The sequence below is a fragment of the Subsaxibacter sp. CAU 1640 genome (assembly GCF_023156585.1).
GTDB lineage: Bacteria > Bacteroidota > Bacteroidia > Flavobacteriales > Flavobacteriaceae > JBPOFM01.
Genome location: NZ_JALNMI010000002.1, coordinates 270976 through 288248, shown reverse-complemented (window position 1 = coordinate 288248; position 17273 = coordinate 270976). Strand labels below are relative to the sequence as shown.

Annotated in this window: 11 protein-coding genes; 4 read left to right on the top strand and 7 right to left on the bottom strand. The window is 37.5% G+C overall.

What is annotated here, in order from left to right; all coding sequences use genetic code 11:
- Positions 1–183: 183 nt before the first annotated feature.
- Positions 184–3786 (top strand): metallophosphatase, encoded by a 3603-nt coding sequence (locus tag M0G43_RS05825; protein ID WP_248024331.1) that lies wholly within the window; start codon positions 184–186, stop codon positions 3784–3786.
- A gap of 28 nt (positions 3787–3814) precedes the next feature.
- Here the strand turns inward: M0G43_RS05825 and M0G43_RS05820 are convergent, their stop codons facing one another.
- Positions 3815–4240, bottom strand: coding sequence for a LytR/AlgR family response regulator transcription factor (locus M0G43_RS05820; RefSeq protein ID WP_248024328.1), 426 nt, complete (start codon positions 4238–4240; stop codon positions 3815–3817).
- A gap of 93 nt (positions 4241–4333) precedes the next feature.
- Positions 4334–5449 (bottom strand): FG-GAP repeat domain-containing protein, encoded by a 1116-nt coding sequence (locus M0G43_RS05815; protein ID WP_248024325.1) that lies wholly within the window; start codon positions 5447–5449, stop codon positions 4334–4336.
- A gap of 491 nt (positions 5450–5940) precedes the next feature.
- On the opposite strand from M0G43_RS05815, the gene M0G43_RS05810 reads away from it, so the two are divergent.
- Positions 5941–6843 carry a hypothetical protein gene (locus M0G43_RS05810; RefSeq protein ID WP_248024323.1) on the top strand — a complete coding sequence of 301 codons (903 nt, stop codon included), beginning with the start codon at positions 5941–5943 and terminating at the stop codon, positions 6841–6843.
- Between the two features lie 281 nt (positions 6844–7124).
- Positions 7125–8585 (top strand): hypothetical protein, encoded by a 1461-nt coding sequence (locus M0G43_RS05805; RefSeq protein WP_248024321.1) that lies wholly within the window; start codon positions 7125–7127, stop codon positions 8583–8585.
- Between the two features lie 11 nt (positions 8586–8596).
- Here the strand turns inward: M0G43_RS05805 and M0G43_RS05800 are convergent, their stop codons facing one another.
- From M0G43_RS05800 to M0G43_RS05780, 5 genes are all read right to left on the bottom strand, one after another.
- Positions 8597–9640 carry a nucleoid-associated protein gene (locus M0G43_RS05800; protein WP_248024319.1) on the bottom strand — a complete coding sequence of 348 codons (1044 nt, stop codon included), beginning with the start codon at positions 9638–9640 and terminating at the stop codon, positions 8597–8599.
- 2 nt (positions 9641–9642) lie between these two features.
- Positions 9643–11499 carry a DUF3732 domain-containing protein gene (locus M0G43_RS05795; protein WP_248024316.1) on the bottom strand — a complete coding sequence of 619 codons (1857 nt, stop codon included), beginning with the start codon at positions 11497–11499 and terminating at the stop codon, positions 9643–9645.
- Positions 11496–11954, bottom strand: a complete 459-nt coding sequence (locus tag M0G43_RS05790) for a three component ABC system middle component (protein WP_248024314.1) — start codon at positions 11952–11954, stop codon at positions 11496–11498. The genes M0G43_RS05795 and M0G43_RS05790 overlap by 4 nt, the downstream gene beginning before the upstream one ends.
- Positions 11951–13174 carry a hypothetical protein gene (locus M0G43_RS05785; protein WP_248024312.1) on the bottom strand — a complete coding sequence of 408 codons (1224 nt, stop codon included), beginning with the start codon at positions 13172–13174 and terminating at the stop codon, positions 11951–11953. Before M0G43_RS05785 ends, M0G43_RS05790 begins: the two co-directional genes overlap by 4 nt.
- Positions 13175–13760: 586 nt before the next feature.
- On the bottom strand, positions 13761–13997 hold the full coding sequence (locus tag M0G43_RS05780) for a hypothetical protein (protein WP_248024311.1): 237 nt from the start codon (positions 13995–13997) through the stop codon (positions 13761–13763).
- 196 nt (positions 13998–14193) lie between these two features.
- On the opposite strand from M0G43_RS05780, the gene M0G43_RS05775 reads away from it, so the two are divergent.
- Positions 14194–17214, top strand: a complete 3021-nt coding sequence (locus tag M0G43_RS05775; RefSeq protein ID WP_248024310.1) for a tetratricopeptide repeat protein — start codon at positions 14194–14196, stop codon at positions 17212–17214.
- Positions 17215–17273: the final 59 nt, after the last annotated feature.

Genomic DNA, 17273 nt, shown 5'->3' with positions numbered 1-17273 from the left:
TCAAGATGTTTAGTTGCGAAAGCCTCAGACTATATAGAAGCGTTTCTAGAGTCTAGAAAGTCTTCATATCAGTTAAAAGTTGCATCGATGTAAGCAACTACTATCAACCAACTTGTCGTAATTTTGACTTAATATGTCCTTAAACTTATGCTAATAGAGGTGTATACTCAAAACAAACTGACTATGCTTAACAGAATAAATAAAAACTTTAGGTTGACTAGCGTATTCCGCATGTGCGCCGCGCTTTTCATTCTTGCCACTATTGGGTCCCAAAACGTTTATGCCCAAAATAAAGAGGTAGAGCAAACCTTTTATTTTACAGGAAACACAGAGTTGGAAACAGGAAATCCTACGCAAGCAATCCTAAAAGCCATTGTAGAAATGTCCCAAAAGGATAGCAAAGCCACTTTTGTAGCGCTCGGTAATATTACGAAAGATGGTTATCCGCCTAAAAAGGAGGACCACAAAGAAGTGGAGGACTTGCTCCAAAAAAGCTTGATGAAACCCCTTGAGAACTTCAATGGCAATATTGTTTTTATGCCTGGTGCCAACGAGTGGAACAAAAACGGACATGAAAATATAGATGACATGGAGTCGTTCATTCAGGATAATAGTAAGGTGAAGTTTTGGCCAAATGATGGTTGCCCAAGGGAAATTGAGGATTTTGATGCTGACAATATTGAGCTGTTGATGATCGATTCTCAATGGTTTCTTGAAGATTGGGATGACCATTTATATATCAACAGTAAATGCGATATCAAAACGAGAAAAGATTTCTTCGCCAAGTTTAAAGATGACCTTAAAGACGAACAGAACAAAACGGTCATTGTCGCCATTTACCATTCTGTGTTGACGGAATCGCGTATGAATTTCTTCGAAAACATAGGCGGATTGAGCGATGAAGATTACTATAGTACGAAACGTCAAAAGTATGCAGGAACATTAGAAACCTTATCAGAAATGTTTCCAGATGTGATTTTCGTTTCAGCGAGCGACCGTAACCTTCAGTATATTTCAGATGATCGTGTACCGCAAATCATCAGTGGTGCGGCAGGAAAGAAACTGGATAACGTGCGCCCTGCAAAAGAGGGAATGTTCACTTCAAAAACCAATGGCTTCGCACGTTTGACCATTTTTAAAGACCGTAGTTCTAAAGTGGAATTTTTTGGTACAGATAGCGATCAGCCAGAGAAATTGTTTGAAAAACAACTCCGCAGTGAACAAAAAACAAAAGATGAAGTGTCCTATCCCAACATCAAATCGATGGGAGAGACGGTAAAAGCGTCTATTTACACCAAAGAAGAAACTGATAAAAGCGGCATCTATCGCTGGTTTTGGGGCGAGCATTACCGCGATCTTTACAGTAGAGAGATTGAAGCGCCTGTGTTGGACTTGTCTGAAATGCCGGGAAATGTACGTGCCGTTTCGGAAGGTGGTGGGAACCAATCGCGTTCCATTCGTTTGATGGATGATGACGAACACGAATACACTGCACGCGAAATCCGCAAAAGTGCCACCCGTTTTATCCAATCAAAAATAACCGATCACGATGTACGCGAATTGATGCGAAATACGATAGCAGAAGACATCGTTCAGGATTTTTACACTACAGCACATCCGTATGCGCCTTTTGCCTTGAATCCTATTTTTGAGCGTTTGGATATTTATAATGCGGAGCCTGAAATCTATTATCTGCCAAAACAAAAAGGTCTTGGCATTTATAATGAAAATTATGGCGACAAACTCTATATGCTCGAAGCGCACGCAGGTAGCGAAAACAAATCGTTTAAGCGTTTTGGCAATGCCGATGATATTTTGAGCACTAAAGATGTGCTGACAGACATTACCGAATCAAAAGTGAATAAGGTGGATGAATCCAACTTCCTAAAAGTACGTTTGATGGACTTTGTAGTGGGCGATTATGACCGTCATTATGACCAGTGGCGTTTCTCTGCCTTTATGCAGGAAGATAGCAGTATGGTGTACAAAACCATCCGACGCGACCGCGACCAAGCCTTTCCAAAATATGATGGATTGTTCTTGGCATTGATAAAGATTGCGATGATTGATTTCCGTTCGATGGAGCGCTATGATGACGATGTTGACAATGTAAAATGGATGAGCCGCTATGCCTATCCACTTGACCAGGCCTTTCTTAAAACAGCTACTTGGGAAGAGTGGGAAGCGCAGGTGAAATTCATCCAGCAAAACCTCACCGACGAATCTATTGATAGTGCCTTCAAGACCTTGCCAGAAGCAGCGCAAGATGATAGTATTGAAACTATCAAAAAACATTTGAAAGCACGTCGTGATAATTTGGCGTCTATCGCCAAGCGTTATTATGACTACTTGATGGCACATCAAATTTTGACTGGAACAAACGATAAAGATACCTTTTTGATAACACGTCAACCGAACGGTGAAACCACCATTTCACGAACCTCTGAAGATGGTTCTAGTTTTGAGCGCACCTACACAAAAGATCAGACAAAAGAAATCTGGATTTATGGTCTAGATGATGAAGACACGTTTAAGATTGTTGGCGAAGGCGACCATTATATTCCGTTGAAGATTTTGGGTGGTGAGAACAATGATGTGTATGATTTTGAAAACACACGTTCCGCAAAGGTGTACGACTACAAAAGCAAAAAAAATACCTTTGTGAATTCTGGCACGCACAAATGGTTGGTAGATAGTTATGATATCAATAACTATAACGATTCAAATCGAAAATTGAATGCCTTCACCACTTTTCCTGCTATCGGCTTTGATCCAGATGCAGGCTTTAATGCTGGCTTGAGCGGTACCTATACCACCTATGGCTTGGCAAATAATCCATTTAAAACCCAACAAACACTGACAGCAAAATTCTACTCTGCCACTACTGGCTTTGAGTTTGGTTATTCTGGCGAATTTGCACACGCATTTTACAATTGGAACTTCGGCTTGGATGCACGTTATACCAGTCCCAATTTTGCCATCAATTATTTTGGTGTAGGTAATGAGACCTTTTACGATGATGATGCCGTAACGCGCGATTTCAACCGAGTGCGGATCAGTCAATGGAGTGTGTCGCCATCGCTTATCTATAGAAAGGACAGAGTCACGATGCGTGTGGCACCATTGGTAGAGTCATTGGACGTAGAATATGATATGGGCAATATCACTGGCCCAGCAGGCGATTTGGCACCGACAGATGATGTGTTTGATAGACAACTATACGCGGGTGGCGAGGTCAGCTTTCAGTATAAAAATAAAAGTGGAGAAATTGCCTTTATCCGTCGTGGGTTTCAGTTTGATGTCACTGCAGGTTACAAAACCAATATCGACGACTATAATAATGAGGTCACTTACCTAAAACCTGTTTTATCCATTGATTTTCCGTTGCATCGCAGTGGTGCTGCGGTGTTGGCTACCAAGATTGGAGCGCATATGAACTTTGGAGACGAGTATGAATTTTATCACGGGGCAACGCTTGGAGGAAACAATGATTTAAGAGGTTTCAGAAACGAACGTTTCAACGGTGAGACGGCTTTTTATCAAAGCACTGACTTGCGTGTGGGTGTGTTCCAATTTAGAACCAACTTTATCCCGATTCGTCTTGGCGTCTCTGCCGGCTTTGATTATGGTAGAGTATGGGTAGAGAACGACAATTCAGACCAATGGCATAACAGTTATGGCGGTTCCATCTTTATCAATGGCTTTAAGGCAATAACTGCCAATGTGGGCTATTATCAAAGCAGTGAACTGGGAAGAGTGATTTTTACGTTAGGGTTTAGGTTTTAGAAGTTCGGGTGACAACACGGGCGATCACTTATTTTAAACCGAGACTTTCTATCAAGGCCTCGTAATCAAAAGTTTTTGAGATGGGCAGTTCTTCTTGAGTGGAAAGCAGCATAGTGCTGTTGTCCATTGAAACAATAAATAGACTATTGACGGCATAACGTCTATGTATTCGATAGAGTGACGTATTAGGTAACTGGTCAAGGACATCTTGTAATTTACCTCGCACTTCATGAGAGGTGTCAGTGGTTTTTATATGCACATAATTGCCTTGAGACATAAGATAGGTAATGTTTTTTGTGTCAATGGAGACAATGCCCTTGCGTGTTTTGATATGTGCGATGGATGCCTGCGCTTTAGGAGTGTCAGTTTTTAGTCGTTCTCTATTGCGGCATGCCATTCGGATGGCCGAAAGCAAGGTGGGATTGTTAAAGGGGTGAAATATGAAATTGACCATAACATCAAAAACTACTGCTCTTGAGGGGAGCGGTGGTTTTTTTGTTGTCGTTTTTTGATCGGGACTAGTAGGAAATGCTGGTTAGGTATTGGCTTACTCTTTGCGTGTCCTGTAATATAAATTCCAGCTTCCGGAGTTAGACTCTACAATGTCGGGTAGCCCATCGTTATTGATATCTCCTATGTCAATGTTGTAGGTGTCATCTTTCAGGTCTTCGCGCAATGCTATTTCTAAAAATTCCCCATTTTTTTGACCAAGATATACATAATTGCGATCTTCTGAATTTCCTTCGACAATATCTAACAAACCATCCTGATTGAAGTCGGATATCTTAATGGACGCCGTCATGCGTTCGGCCTTAAAATCATATGTCTTTTTAAAAGATAGATTTTTATCGCCAAAGTAAATACGATTCTTTGAGCCCAAATTTCCAGTAACAATATCCAAAATACCATCATTATTAAAATCGCCCACATCAATAGAACGAGTTTCCTCCTCTTCGTGCCCAAATGTCATTATGTTTGAAAAGTCCATAGAGCCGTCGTTTAAATAAATGTTGTTCTGGGCTTGTCGTTCTGCCGTAATCAAATCCATGTGGCCGTCTTTGTTAATGTCTACAAGTTTGGTTTGAATGGTTTGATCTGATGCCTTGCCATAGGTGAGGATGGTATCAAAATTACCATTGCCATCATTAAGGCAAATTTCATTTTGGGCATTGCGGTTAGATAAAATTAAATCAATGTCGCCATCACCATCGATATCGCCTATCTCTAGGTGTCTTGAGGGTGCTGTGGAGCCAAAGGTGACCTCTCTGTCAAAGTTTTGGTTGGCCGAGCCAAAGTAGATCCTGTTGGGGACATTGTCATTAGCTACAGCAACGTCCATAAATCCATCATTGTTCAAATCGGCACCCTGTAAGGCATAAGAAGCATCCAGAAACTTTCCTAGAGGTTGCGCCAGTTTAAAACCGCCTTTACCATCATTGTAGTAAATATAATTTTGTTCTGCCCAATGCCTACCATTGGCCACTAATGCATCCAAATCGCCATCTTGGTCTATATCACACAAGCTTATAGAAGCTGTTCTGTACGATTGTGTGCCTATTGAGAAAAAACCATCTGCATTAAAAAAACTAACTTCTTGCGAAAATCCTGTAGAGGCAACTATCAGGGAGCATATCAGGCTGAATGGTATTTGCTTTTTTTTCATGGGTGAACAGTGGTTGTGTTAGGAAAAACTAAAATTAGTAAAACTTTTTTAATCGATTTTTTACAAGTGCCAAGCCTTTAATAGCTCGCTAAAATGACATCAAAGACCTCTAAATTCCACACATTTGTTTTTCACAATTTTGACAAAAAGTCTTGAGCTCGCCGTTTTTAGATTTTTACACCATCAAAATATCCTCACTTTATACTGTTAAAAACAAAGAATATGACCCCTCAAATGTTAAAGTTTGCAGCAGTTCATCGACTATTTGCCATTTTAACAAATCAATAATTTTATGAAATTTGTCAGATTTGACGCGGTCTTTACGTATTTTTATCGATTTTTTTAAACACTTCATCTATTATTTGCAAAATATGCTCTGTGTTTTGAATGGTAAAATGATGTACATTGCGGCATATCAAAACACTGAAACTGAAAGGATAGGAGGTAGGTGTTTTGACAGTAACCCAAACATTTACTAATACCTATTATTTATGAGTACTACTAAAAAGAATGGAGCAAAAGTGTCACGGGTGACACCGCTCGCAGACAATGTGAAACAAGTATTGACCCAGAAGGCACAAGACCACGACTTTCAGTCAAATTCCAAACCTTCTTCACAGCAAGTAGATCTTCGCCCAGAGCTGAAGAAAAACACTTCTGAAAAAGCCGCAAAAGCGGTGCGTATCAATGAGACCGGTAATGCTACCGTAGTGTTTAATTTCGAATTGCTCATCGCAGCAGCCATCGGCTTCGACACAAAGTACAACCCGAGTTCACCCTTGTTGAAAGTATTGTATATGCAAACCCTATTTACCGATGCACAACTGGCCCTCTCCAGAGTCAATGATGAGTTCAATGCCCTCAAGCGCGCTTTAGATAGTCGTCATGCACTCTATGAAGGCATGCTGTTGTTGGCAACCCGTATGATGGGCGAATTGAGATCTTGTGGTGCAACAAAGTCAACTATAGAAAAGGCAGAAACTTATAAACGTGCTATCGATGGTAGACGTGCTCACAAGATAGACCCTACATCTTCAGATAAGGTCATCAGTGCTAGTCACACCTCCTTCGCAAACCGAGCCCTTAATTTCGACGGTCTTATAGGTGTATGCGAGTTAGAACCATTGTACAATCCGTCCGAGGTGCCATTGCAAATCGTATCACTAAAATCTTATTTGGCAGATATGAGAGCGGCCAACTCGGCAGCGGTTACCACCCAAGCGTCACTTACTAATGCGCGTACAGACCGCAATAAGCTTCTGTACACCCCAGGCACTGGCTTGGTAGATATTGCAAAGGCGGCTAAAGAGTATGTAAAAGCAGTATTTGGGTATAAAAGCCCAGAGTACAACCAGGTAAAGCACATTAAGTTCAAAAACAGAAAGATAGCTTAAACAAAACAATCCCCGTGCAAACGGGGATTTTTTTATGTCCTCACGTATGTGGGTATCTCTTTTTTTCCATTTCTAGAAGCCTGCTCCGAGCATTATTGAGAAACAAAATATATGTTGTTTCGAAGATAGCTTGCGCAGTAAGTCAATGGGTCGGAATCTCATAACAATAAACCATTGCTCTTGAAAAAAGGAGGTAGTTTTTTATAGTTATAAGGGAAAATAAATAATAAAAAAATTGTGACCTTGCCTATTATAAGTTATACTTGTATAAATAGTGTGGTGTGACAAATATAGTTGAAATTATAAAAAGTAGGGGTCCTATCTTATCTGGAGAATTGATAGAGATTATTGTTAATCAGGATAATAGTATATCTAAAGATGCTGCTAGAAAGCGTATTTCAAGAATCAAAGATGATGATATAGCTCGAGTAACAGGATTATTTGCTGACCGACAAATACTATTTCATGACAAAGCAATTTTTCGAAATCATGAATATTATGAAGGATTATCATCTGCATTAAAAAATGCTGGGAAACAATACTATTTAATTCTACAATCTCTAGATTTTCATTATGGTGTGATGAATTTAGCTAATTTACCCGCATATTCAATAAGCCCAGTTAAATTAACCAAAGGGCATCAAGATTTTCACACTGTTATTAATAAGCTTAATGATCTTAGCTTAATTTCAATTCAAGATAAGCAAGTTTATCTTTCTTATGCAATTAATGACAATCAAAGAAACGAGAAAAAATCTAAAGGTGTAGAAACTGCAAAAAATTTTCTTCTAATTCAGTTTAATGACTGGGCGAGAAAAATTGGCCTAGCATCCTATAATACGTCAAGTTTTCATAGTGATTTCGGTAATTTTCAGTTTAACTATGTTAACCCTAGTTATGTTGGAACGTTACCAAAATATTCTTCTAGTAAAAAGATTGTACCTGGGTTTGTGATTGCAGATATTTTAATTGGTAACACCGTCAATGCTTATCAAATTGAATTTTTTCTGAATAAAATAAAAACATTAAAATTCAAAAAAAATACTCCTAGTTTTTTACCTTTTCTAATTGTGGAATCAATAGATACAGATTCTTTAAACTTATTAAAAGCAGAAGGAATTATTGTAGGGTTTGTAAATGAATTGTTTGGTAGTAAATATAAAGAGTTACTTAATTCTTTGATAAATCTTGTAACAAATGCAGGCGCTATTTTAAAGAAAAATCCTGACGCTTATTTAGACTTAATTACAAAGCTTAATAAGCTAGTAGATGGTAAGACAAATAATCTCCGTGGAGACTTGTTTGAGCTTGCGGTAGGCTACTATCAGGGAAGAATGGGAAATAGCATAGAAATAGGTAAATCAATTAATTTCGAAGGAAATTTACGAGAAATAGATGTATTCAGTTTCATGCCAAATAAAGTTACGATATCAGAATGTAAGGGATATAATAGTATGATTGATATTGTAGAGGTCGATAAATGGTTAGGAGAAAAAATTCCAATAATTAGAAAATGGATAATGGAGCAGGCGTATTTTAACGGTTATGAAATTGTTTTCGAGTTTTGGTCTACTGGAGGTTTCACCCCTGATGCCAGAGCATTATTAGAACAAAGAAAAGCAGAAACAAAAAAGTATCAAATAGATTTTTTTGATATTGAAAATATGATGAATAAATCAAAAGCTTTGCACTCTAAAAAGTTTACAGATATATTAAACGAATATTATATAAAAGAGATTTGATTTTTATTTGTTCAATTTTCCTCTTTATAATAAATTTTATAAAATTTTCTTCCATCTTTCTCGGTTCCCTGTTCAATTAAATTTCTATCCCCGTGAATATAAATATGAAAATTTTTATCTAGTCTTAAAACACTTTTAAAAACTCTTGCCTGTTTTTTTACTGCTTGAGGGGAAATTTCGAAATGGTCATTTGATTCTAGTTCGTTTTCTTTTCTATACCTTTCATCGTATTCACGAAAATAATCTATGACATTGCTGTCCCCAAAAACTGTTTCTTCAAATTCTTTTTTGTCAAACTCATTATGTTTTTTAAAATAATCTACTGAACGATTAAGAAAATCAATTTTATCCGCTTTGCTTACTTCAAAATTTTTATCTAATTCTTTGGTGACAAATTGTTTTGTAATGCCTAAAAATTGGTTGGTTTGTAGATATTCATTTTTCTTTGTTTTGACACTTAAAAATTCATCCTTCCAATATTGGGCTTCCGTGCTTTTATTAGTATTGTCAACTATGGCAATTAAGTATCCATTTTCTTTGTCAACATTAAATATCAAACACCCTTTGTCTAATTTATGAGTGTTCATGCCACTCACATCTTTTAGCCCATATTTTGTTTTCTCATCTTGAATCGTTAATATAGTTTCTTTATTCTCTGATTTAAAAATGCCAATACCACTAATTATCTCATCGTCTATACGGCAATCATTCAAATAAAAAACAACTATTTCTCCTGACTTAATTTGATGATGGGTGCTTTTATCATATAGATATCTACCAATATTTTTAGTTTGGTCTATAAAATTTAAATCTTCGTCATTATCAAAAATTGAGCTGACAAATGTGAAAACTGGATTTAATTCAAGGTTAGGCAGGAAATGGAATTGATGCAATTCATCAAATTTGAAATTACTAGTGATTAATTTACTTATAATATCTTCAATGTTATCAAAGTTTGTCAAGTCCTCGGAAAAGCGAACTCCGTCACCATTATTCTTATTACCAATTTTATGAATTATTAACTTGTCTAGCGTACCTAAAGCAATGTTTTGCATATTTATTTATTGTAAATTTTACTTGGAATTAGACCGTTTCCATCAATAAACTCATCAACAGTATGAAAATGAGTTAAGTTATTTTCAATCCAAAATTCTTTAGCCGCATGTTCAACCATGAAAATCTGAAAATCCGATTTCTTTTCATGCACAATATCTTTGATAAATGAGTTTAGAAGATTAAAAGCGTCAAGAAGTTTTTTCTCATCATCATTATTCCCTCCAAAATAAGGAGTGCTTGGTTGGTCAATGAATAAAAAAGGAGGCACATTTTCTTGTTCTAAATTTATCACGTGTTCATGCAAACCTAGATAAGTGCATAAATGCATTAACATGTAATTTGAAGCACTTCCAACATTAGGTAAAGCAAATAATTGTCCTTCCGGTATTAGCTCTAATAACATTCTATCACTATTAAACCTCACTTTACTATTCCTGTAATTTTGAAGTGTTGTTAATTTATCATAATTTCTTTGAATGCTATCATTTAATAGCATTTCCATTGTAGATTTTATTTGCGGATTATCTTGTGCTTGCTTGACCAAATCATTTTTTTCATCTAACAGCCTATTGAGTTCGATTGTATCTATTGGTTTTATTTCTTTTTCCTTTAAAATCTTTTCAAGAGCATATTCTATTTTACCTAATTCTATGAATTTTTCTCCCTCAGCAAGAAAACCTTTCTTAATTTCGTTTAATTTAGAAATTTCTTTATTTATCGTTTCCAATTGAGTTTTTAATTCTTTTATATCCCCTTCGACTTTTAATGGTTTTTCTGCTTTATTTGAGAGATTATTTTTTATACTCTTTAATGAACCATCTAAATAATCAATAAATACTTTAACCTCATATATGTCTAAAAGCTGGTCGGACATTTTTTGATTTAAAAATTCAATAGGCTGAAGACTGTCCGCGGATTTAGTGAGATTTCTTTTATAGATATCATATTCTCGTTGATATTGAGTAATCGAATTTATTTGTGATTGTATTCGATTTTTAGCTATTTCTAACTTATCTATTTCCGAGAAGAGAGATGTGTTTTGGGCTATTCGTCTAGTGTTTTTTACAATTTCTTTTATAGTCAGAATAGCGGTATCAATATCTTCGATGTCGTCAGTAAATTCAATTAGGTTTAATTTTTTACCCCAATTAACAAGTTCAAAAATGTCGGATTTAAATGTTTCTAACTTTTTCTTATTCCTTTTTTCTTGATTAGAAATGCTTTTTAATTTTTTGTCTATTAGTTTTAATTTTTCTTCGCCTTTAATATTGTTCATATCGTTGATGCCAATTACTAAATCAAAGATGTGGTTCAGTGCTTTGTCATACTCCTCTTTACCATAAAACGTAGTATCAAAATAAGTTTCGGGAGCATCAATAATGGTTTGAGTCAATGAATTGAAAAGCAGAAAATAACGATAAGAAATATTGAATGGGGCTTTTCCTGCTTCTTTACCAAAAGGGAATCTTAAATTATCGTTTATTCCAAATTCTTCATCCAGAAATGATTTAATCTCCGCTATTTCAGAATTGCTAAATGGTATATCAGGAAACATTCCAAGATTAAAATATACTTCTGATGAAACCGCACCTTTAACTGGACTTTTCCTGATAATGGAAACTTCCTTTTTATTAATACTAAACCTAATTCCGAACCATTGAACCCTATTAATGACTTCGGTTGGAATCGTTACCTTTCCTGCCATTAAACAATAATCAATTATATTCCAAAAACTGGTCTTGCCTTTAGTTGAATCCCCAGTTATAACATTAATTTTATTGGGTAATAATTTATAATTTTTAGGTTCAGCAGTTTCATCGTTGAACCACAACTTTATGTCATGAAGTACAAATTTCATAATTGTATATTTAAAGTTTTATAAAGTTTACTTGTGTCATAGCTTTTTATTATTGCGAGCAGTTGAGGAATGGCTCTATTAATGTTTGAAAAGCGAGCTCCTAGATTATCTGTGTTTTCAATCTTGAACTCAGAATGTACTTTAATTAGCTTTTTAATTTTTATCTGATTACTTTTTTCTAATATTATTAAAGAATTAATCATTACAGGTAGAAGTGATAAATAGCGTTGGTTGAATGAAACAAATAATCGAGGTTGCTCTTTTATAATTTGTTCCAAATTCAAATCTGATTCCAGTCCTAATCTGTTTAAGAAATTAACAGTTCTGTCATCCAACAGGAACGGTAGCATAAGGCTAATGCGAGCAATATCAATTTCCTTAATTTCTTGTAAAATAGAAAGAAAAACACAGCTTGCTATTGCTTCATTATTATATACGTAATATACTTCTTTCATTTTTTGTATTTGTTTTTCCAGTCATAATGCCAGCCTATTTCTAAATCATTTGAAAGTAAATAGTAATGACCGTTTGAAAAATTTATTCCTAAAGGCATGTAATCACCAATTCTTAAGTCAAGTTTTCTAATATAATCGACTATACCTAAGCTTAAATGTTTTATTTCGTCATCCAGATCAACAATGTTAGAGCCTGCTTTTATCTTTTCTTCAATTGCCCTATATTTAGATTTAAATTCATTCTTCCATCTCGTGATACTATCTTTCTTGAATTCATCAGCTTCTGATAATAAAATGAAATTTTCATCATCCGACCAATATGTAAAATTCTTTAGGAACTGAAGCATTAGCGTTGTATATTCAATAACATCTTCAGAACCTTTATGAATCTCACCTATATCAATTAGTTGTTTTATAAAAATTTGTTCTTCTGGGTTTTCAGGAATTAGAATGGGAAATTCTCTTAGAGGTAGTTTTTTTATTTCTGTTGAAGTTTTAAAACACCTTGCAAATTTATTTGAAAAATCTTCAAAAGTAACTTCAAATTTTTTTCCTGCTGTTATTTCCAAATACTTTGAAGATTGTAAATTTGAATAAAGACTATTATATACAGTCTCTACAATATGTTCATCTCTATAGCATATAAATAGTCTTTCTTTGATTTTGCCAATAATATTATCAGTGTCAGTTTCAATTGTAAGTTTTTGGAAAAACAATTTTAGAGCTCTAGAACCTATTTTTCGAATATTTGCACAGTATTTTTTTAATGAGGTGTCTGTTGTTTTATTTTCAATACTGCTTATTGTATCAATTACTGCATTAGTTTTTAAATCCTTTTTGAAAGTTGCGAGAGACTCCATAAATTTATTGTTATTCTCATTTTTGTTCGTTATTAAAATGAAGGAATGTTTTTTTAAAAAATCTATTTTTGAAGCCGCTTCATTAATGAAGGATGCCCAATTACTTAATGTCTTCCACATATCCAAATCCATTGTTGTTAGATTTTGCGAAGTTCCATCGGCATTTTTTAAAGTGGTGTGTTTTGTTTGGTACAATAATGTCGTTCCATCTTCTTTATCAATATGGACATCATCCTTTACTTCAAATCCTACTTTTTCCCCATGCCTCAACTCTAACGCCATAAGCATAAAATAATAGAATTGGTAATCGAAGCCTACTGCTATTGGTCCCGCACTATGTTGTTCTTGTATAGATTTCATTTATTTAGTTTGATTGAATAAATAAACTAGTTGCCAAAATGCAAACTAATGATAATATTGGAAGGGAGAATGCTCTAAACATAGTAAATATTCAGATTGGTTGATTTTGTGTTGGGATGAACGGGTTAGAAAGTCGATGAAATGCCATTTGCGCTCTCAAACTGCCCCAGCTCTGCGAAGTCTTCTGACTTTGCCCCGATAGCGCGGATTTGCAATCCGTGCATTCTCGCTTATATTTCATCTCCCAACTCCCAACTCCCAACTTCCAGCTACAAGCTTCAAACTCCATATTTCTACATTCTGTAGCAACATCCTGCTACAATCATAAGTAATTTTGTGTATTCAATAATCTCTATGATGAAATACACAAACTATTACAGCGAGCTTCTCAAAGCAAATAAAGTACCTAACCTATCCAGAAACCAACAACAAGAAATCATGAACATTGTATTTCTAGAAGGTAGCCTAAACAGCTTAATAAAATTAAACTGCCACGCAGACACCCAAGTCAATAAAATTCATGCCACTTATAAACTCTCCGCAAAGCTCTACAACCTCACAAAAAACCAAACCCCACAACAACTTTTCACAAAAATTCTAGGTCCACATTAGCACCACGCAATGTCCCGCGTCCACCACGCAATGTCCCACCCACACCATGAAATGTCTCGGTCACACCACGCAATGTCTCACGTCCACCACGCAATATCCCAGCCACACCGCCCAATGTCTCGGTCATACCACGCAATGTCTCAAGTCCACCAAGCAATGTCTCGGGCGCACCAAGCAATGTCTTGCGTCCACCACCCAATGTCTCGGGCACACCAAGCAATGTCTCGCGTCTACCATGCAATGTCTCGCACTCAAAAAACCATACCCATCCACCCACATCCAAAGGCTAACGGCTAACAGCCAAAAGCACACCTTTTAATAACCCTGTTTATAATTAATCGCAAATCCCATCGTTATTACTTTTAAGATTCCCATATCTTTGAATCGTCAAACAAAAAACGACATGAATGGCTCATAAAAAAATCATCGTGTTTGCCGCTATCGTGTGGCTGCACGCCTTCAGTTTTGCCCAACTATCGGCCACGTATACCAATGACTTGGTAGACTATCAAAAGGCCCTCACACTATACAACAATAAGCAGTATCAGGCGGCACAGAGTATGTTCGACAAGATCATCGACGCTACTGATGACGAGCAGCTCAAAAGCGATGCGGTGTATTACTACGCCAATTGCGCCGTGCGCCTTAATCAAATCAACGCCGACAGCCTCATTGAGGACTTTGTAGAGACCTACCCAACCTCTACCAAGAAGAACACGGCGTATCTCGATGTGGCAGATTACTATTTCGACAACGGAAAATACGCCTACGCACGCAAATGGTACGAAAAGGTGGATGAAGGCAGCATATCACGCACCGAGCGCGACAAGTTTTCCTTCAATTATGGCTATTCGCTCTACTCCACAAAGGATGAAGCGGGTGCGCAAAAGTACCTTAACCGTGTGGTGAACAGCAAGGAGTATGGCTCGCAGGCGAAATACTACATCGGGTTTATGGCCTATGAAGGTGATGATTATAACAAGGCGAATGAATACTTTGAACAGGTAAGCGACAACGAGCAATATGCTGAAAAACTCTCGTACTATCAGGCGGATTTGAACTTTAAGCTCGGCAATTTTGAGAAGGCGATTGAAATGGCGAAGGAACAGATGCCGAAAAGTAGTCCCGCAGAAAAATCAGAGCTGAACAAGATTATTGGCGAGAGTCTCTTTAACCTAAAACGCTACGACGAGGCCATCCCATACCTGAAAGAGTACAAGGGTAAGGGCGGCAAGTGGAACAACACTGATTACTATCAGTTGGGCTATGCTTACTACAAGCAAAACAACTTTGAAGCGGCCATTTCGGAGTTTAACAAGATTGTAGGCGGTAATAACAGCGTGGCGCAGAATGCCTACTATCATTTGGGCGAAAGCTACATCAATCTCGACAAGAAGCAAGAGGCGCTGAATGCCTTTCGCAATGCCTCGCAGATGGATTACGACCTCAAAATTCAGGAAGACGCGTGGTATAACTATGCGAAAATAAGTTACGAAATCGGGAACCCATACCAGTCGGTGCCGCAAGTGCTCACAAGCTATCTAAACCAATATCCGAAAACCGCGATGCGCGAGGAAATTGAGACGCTCTTGATAGACAGTTACATCACCTCAAAGAATTATAAGGAAGCCTTGAAGTTGCTGGAAGGCAAAAGTAGCTTTGAGAACAAGGTCGCTTATCAAAAAGTGACCTTCTATAGAGGAATTGAGGTGTACAATGAAGGGAATTACGCCGAAGCGAAGAGTTTATTTGAAAAATCACTGAAGGAACCGCGCGACGCAAAGTTTACGGCTCGTGCCACCTTTTGGAAAGCCGAAAGCGATTATAACATTGGGAATTTTGCCGATGCCTTGATTGGTTTCAAGCAGTTTCAACAGCAAGCCGAGGCCAAAAACACCCCAGAATGGACCAATCTGGACTATAACTTGGCTTATACCTATTTTAAACAGAAGAATTACAGTCAGGCGACAGGCTTGTTTAAGGATTTTATTGCCAATCATAAGGACGACAAGCTCCGTTTGAATGATGCCTATTTGCGATTGGGCGATGGCTATTTTGTGTCGAGCAATTACCAAGAAGCGATAGCCGCTTATGATAAAGCGATGGCGCTGAACGAAATCGAAACTGACTATGCCGCATTTCAAAAAGCGATGAGCTACGGCTACATAGGGCAGGGCAGTACCAAAATGCAGGAACTCAACAGTTTTATCGACCGCTACGCGAAGTCGCCGTTGCGTGACGATGCGATGTATGAGTTGGCAAACTCTTACGTGAAGGCGAACCAAACCGACAAAGCGATGGCAATGTACGACCGAATGAATAACGAGTACAAGACCAGCGTGTTCGTACCAAAAGCCTTGTTGCGTCAAGGTCTGGTGCACTATAACGCCAGCCGAAATACCGATGCCTTGGAGAAATTCAAGAAAGTAGCGCGCGATTATCCGAATTCCGAAGAAGCCATTCAGGCGGTCAGCACTGCCAGATTAATTTATATCGATTTGGGACGCGTGGACGAGTATGCCGCTTGGGTGAAAACGCTTGATTATGTGAATGTCACCGATGCAGAATTGGACAACACGAGTTATCTCGCGGCAGAAAAGCAGTATTTGGATGGCAACACCGACAATGCGATTAAGCAATTCAACCGTTATTTGAATGACTTCCCTAACGGAATGAGTGCCTTGAAAGCGCATTTTTATCTCGCGGAGTTATACACGAAGAAAAACCTTCCGGAAAACGCACAACCGCATTACGAATATGTGGTCAACCGTCCGAAAGGCGAATACACGGAGCAATCCTTGGTGAAATTGTCTGAAACCTATTTGAACGCGTCCCAATGGAACAAGGCCTTACCCATCTTGAAGCGTCTCGAAACCGAAGCTGATTATCCACAGAACGTGACTTACGCACAATCGAATCTGATGAATGCGTACTACCAGTTGGATAACTATCGCGATGCCGAGGCGTATGCCGAAAAGGTGTTGGCGAGTTCGAAATTGGACAACAAAGTGAAGAGCGATGCGAAAATCATCATCGCGCGTTCTGCCATTAAGACAGGTAACGAAGCGAAAGCTAAAACCGCTTATGCCGAGGTGGAGAAAATTGCCACAGGCGCCTTGGCAGCGGAAGCCTTATACTATAACGGTTACTTTAAAAATAAGGACGGACAGTATGAAGCCAGTAACACGGTCATACAACGCCTTGCCAAGGACTATAGCAGCTATAAATATTATTCGGCGAAAGGTCTTGTGGTGATGGCGAAGAATTTCTATGCTTTGAAAGATGCCTTCCAGGCCACGTATATTTTGGAATCCGTCATCAACAACTTTGCAGAGTTTGATGATGTGGTCGCCGAAGCTAGAACCGAATTGAACAAAATCAAAACAGAAGAAGCCAAAACAAATTCATCAATCACCACGGAAGATTAAAATGGCCGTCTCCTTTAGTGAAGTCGAGATGACATTTTTAATTTTTGAATTTTAAATAG

Coding starts and splice junctions, on each gene's coding strand:
- M0G43_RS05825 (WP_248024331.1), top strand. CDS start 184: ATGCTTAACAGAATAAATAAAAACTTTAGGTTGACTAGCGTATTCCGC.
- M0G43_RS05820 (WP_248024328.1), bottom strand. CDS start 4,240: ATGGTCAATTTCATATTTCACCCCTTTAACAATCCCACCTTGCTTTCG.
- M0G43_RS05815 (WP_248024325.1), bottom strand. CDS start 5,449: ATGAAAAAAAAGCAAATACCATTCAGCCTGATATGCTCCCTGATAGTT.
- M0G43_RS05810 (WP_248024323.1), top strand. CDS start 5,941: ATGAGTACTACTAAAAAGAATGGAGCAAAAGTGTCACGGGTGACACCG.
- M0G43_RS05800 (WP_248024319.1), bottom strand. CDS start 9,640: ATGCAAAACATTGCTTTAGGTACGCTAGACAAGTTAATAATTCATAAA.
- M0G43_RS05795 (WP_248024316.1), bottom strand. CDS start 11,499: ATGAAATTTGTACTTCATGACATAAAGTTGTGGTTCAACGATGAAACT.
- M0G43_RS05790 (WP_248024314.1), bottom strand. CDS start 11,954: ATGAAAGAAGTATATTACGTATATAATAATGAAGCAATAGCAAGCTGT.
- M0G43_RS05785 (WP_248024312.1), bottom strand. CDS start 13,174: ATGAAATCTATACAAGAACAACATAGTGCGGGACCAATAGCAGTAGGC.
- M0G43_RS05775 (WP_248024310.1), top strand. CDS start 14,194: ATGGCTCATAAAAAAATCATCGTGTTTGCCGCTATCGTGTGGCTGCAC.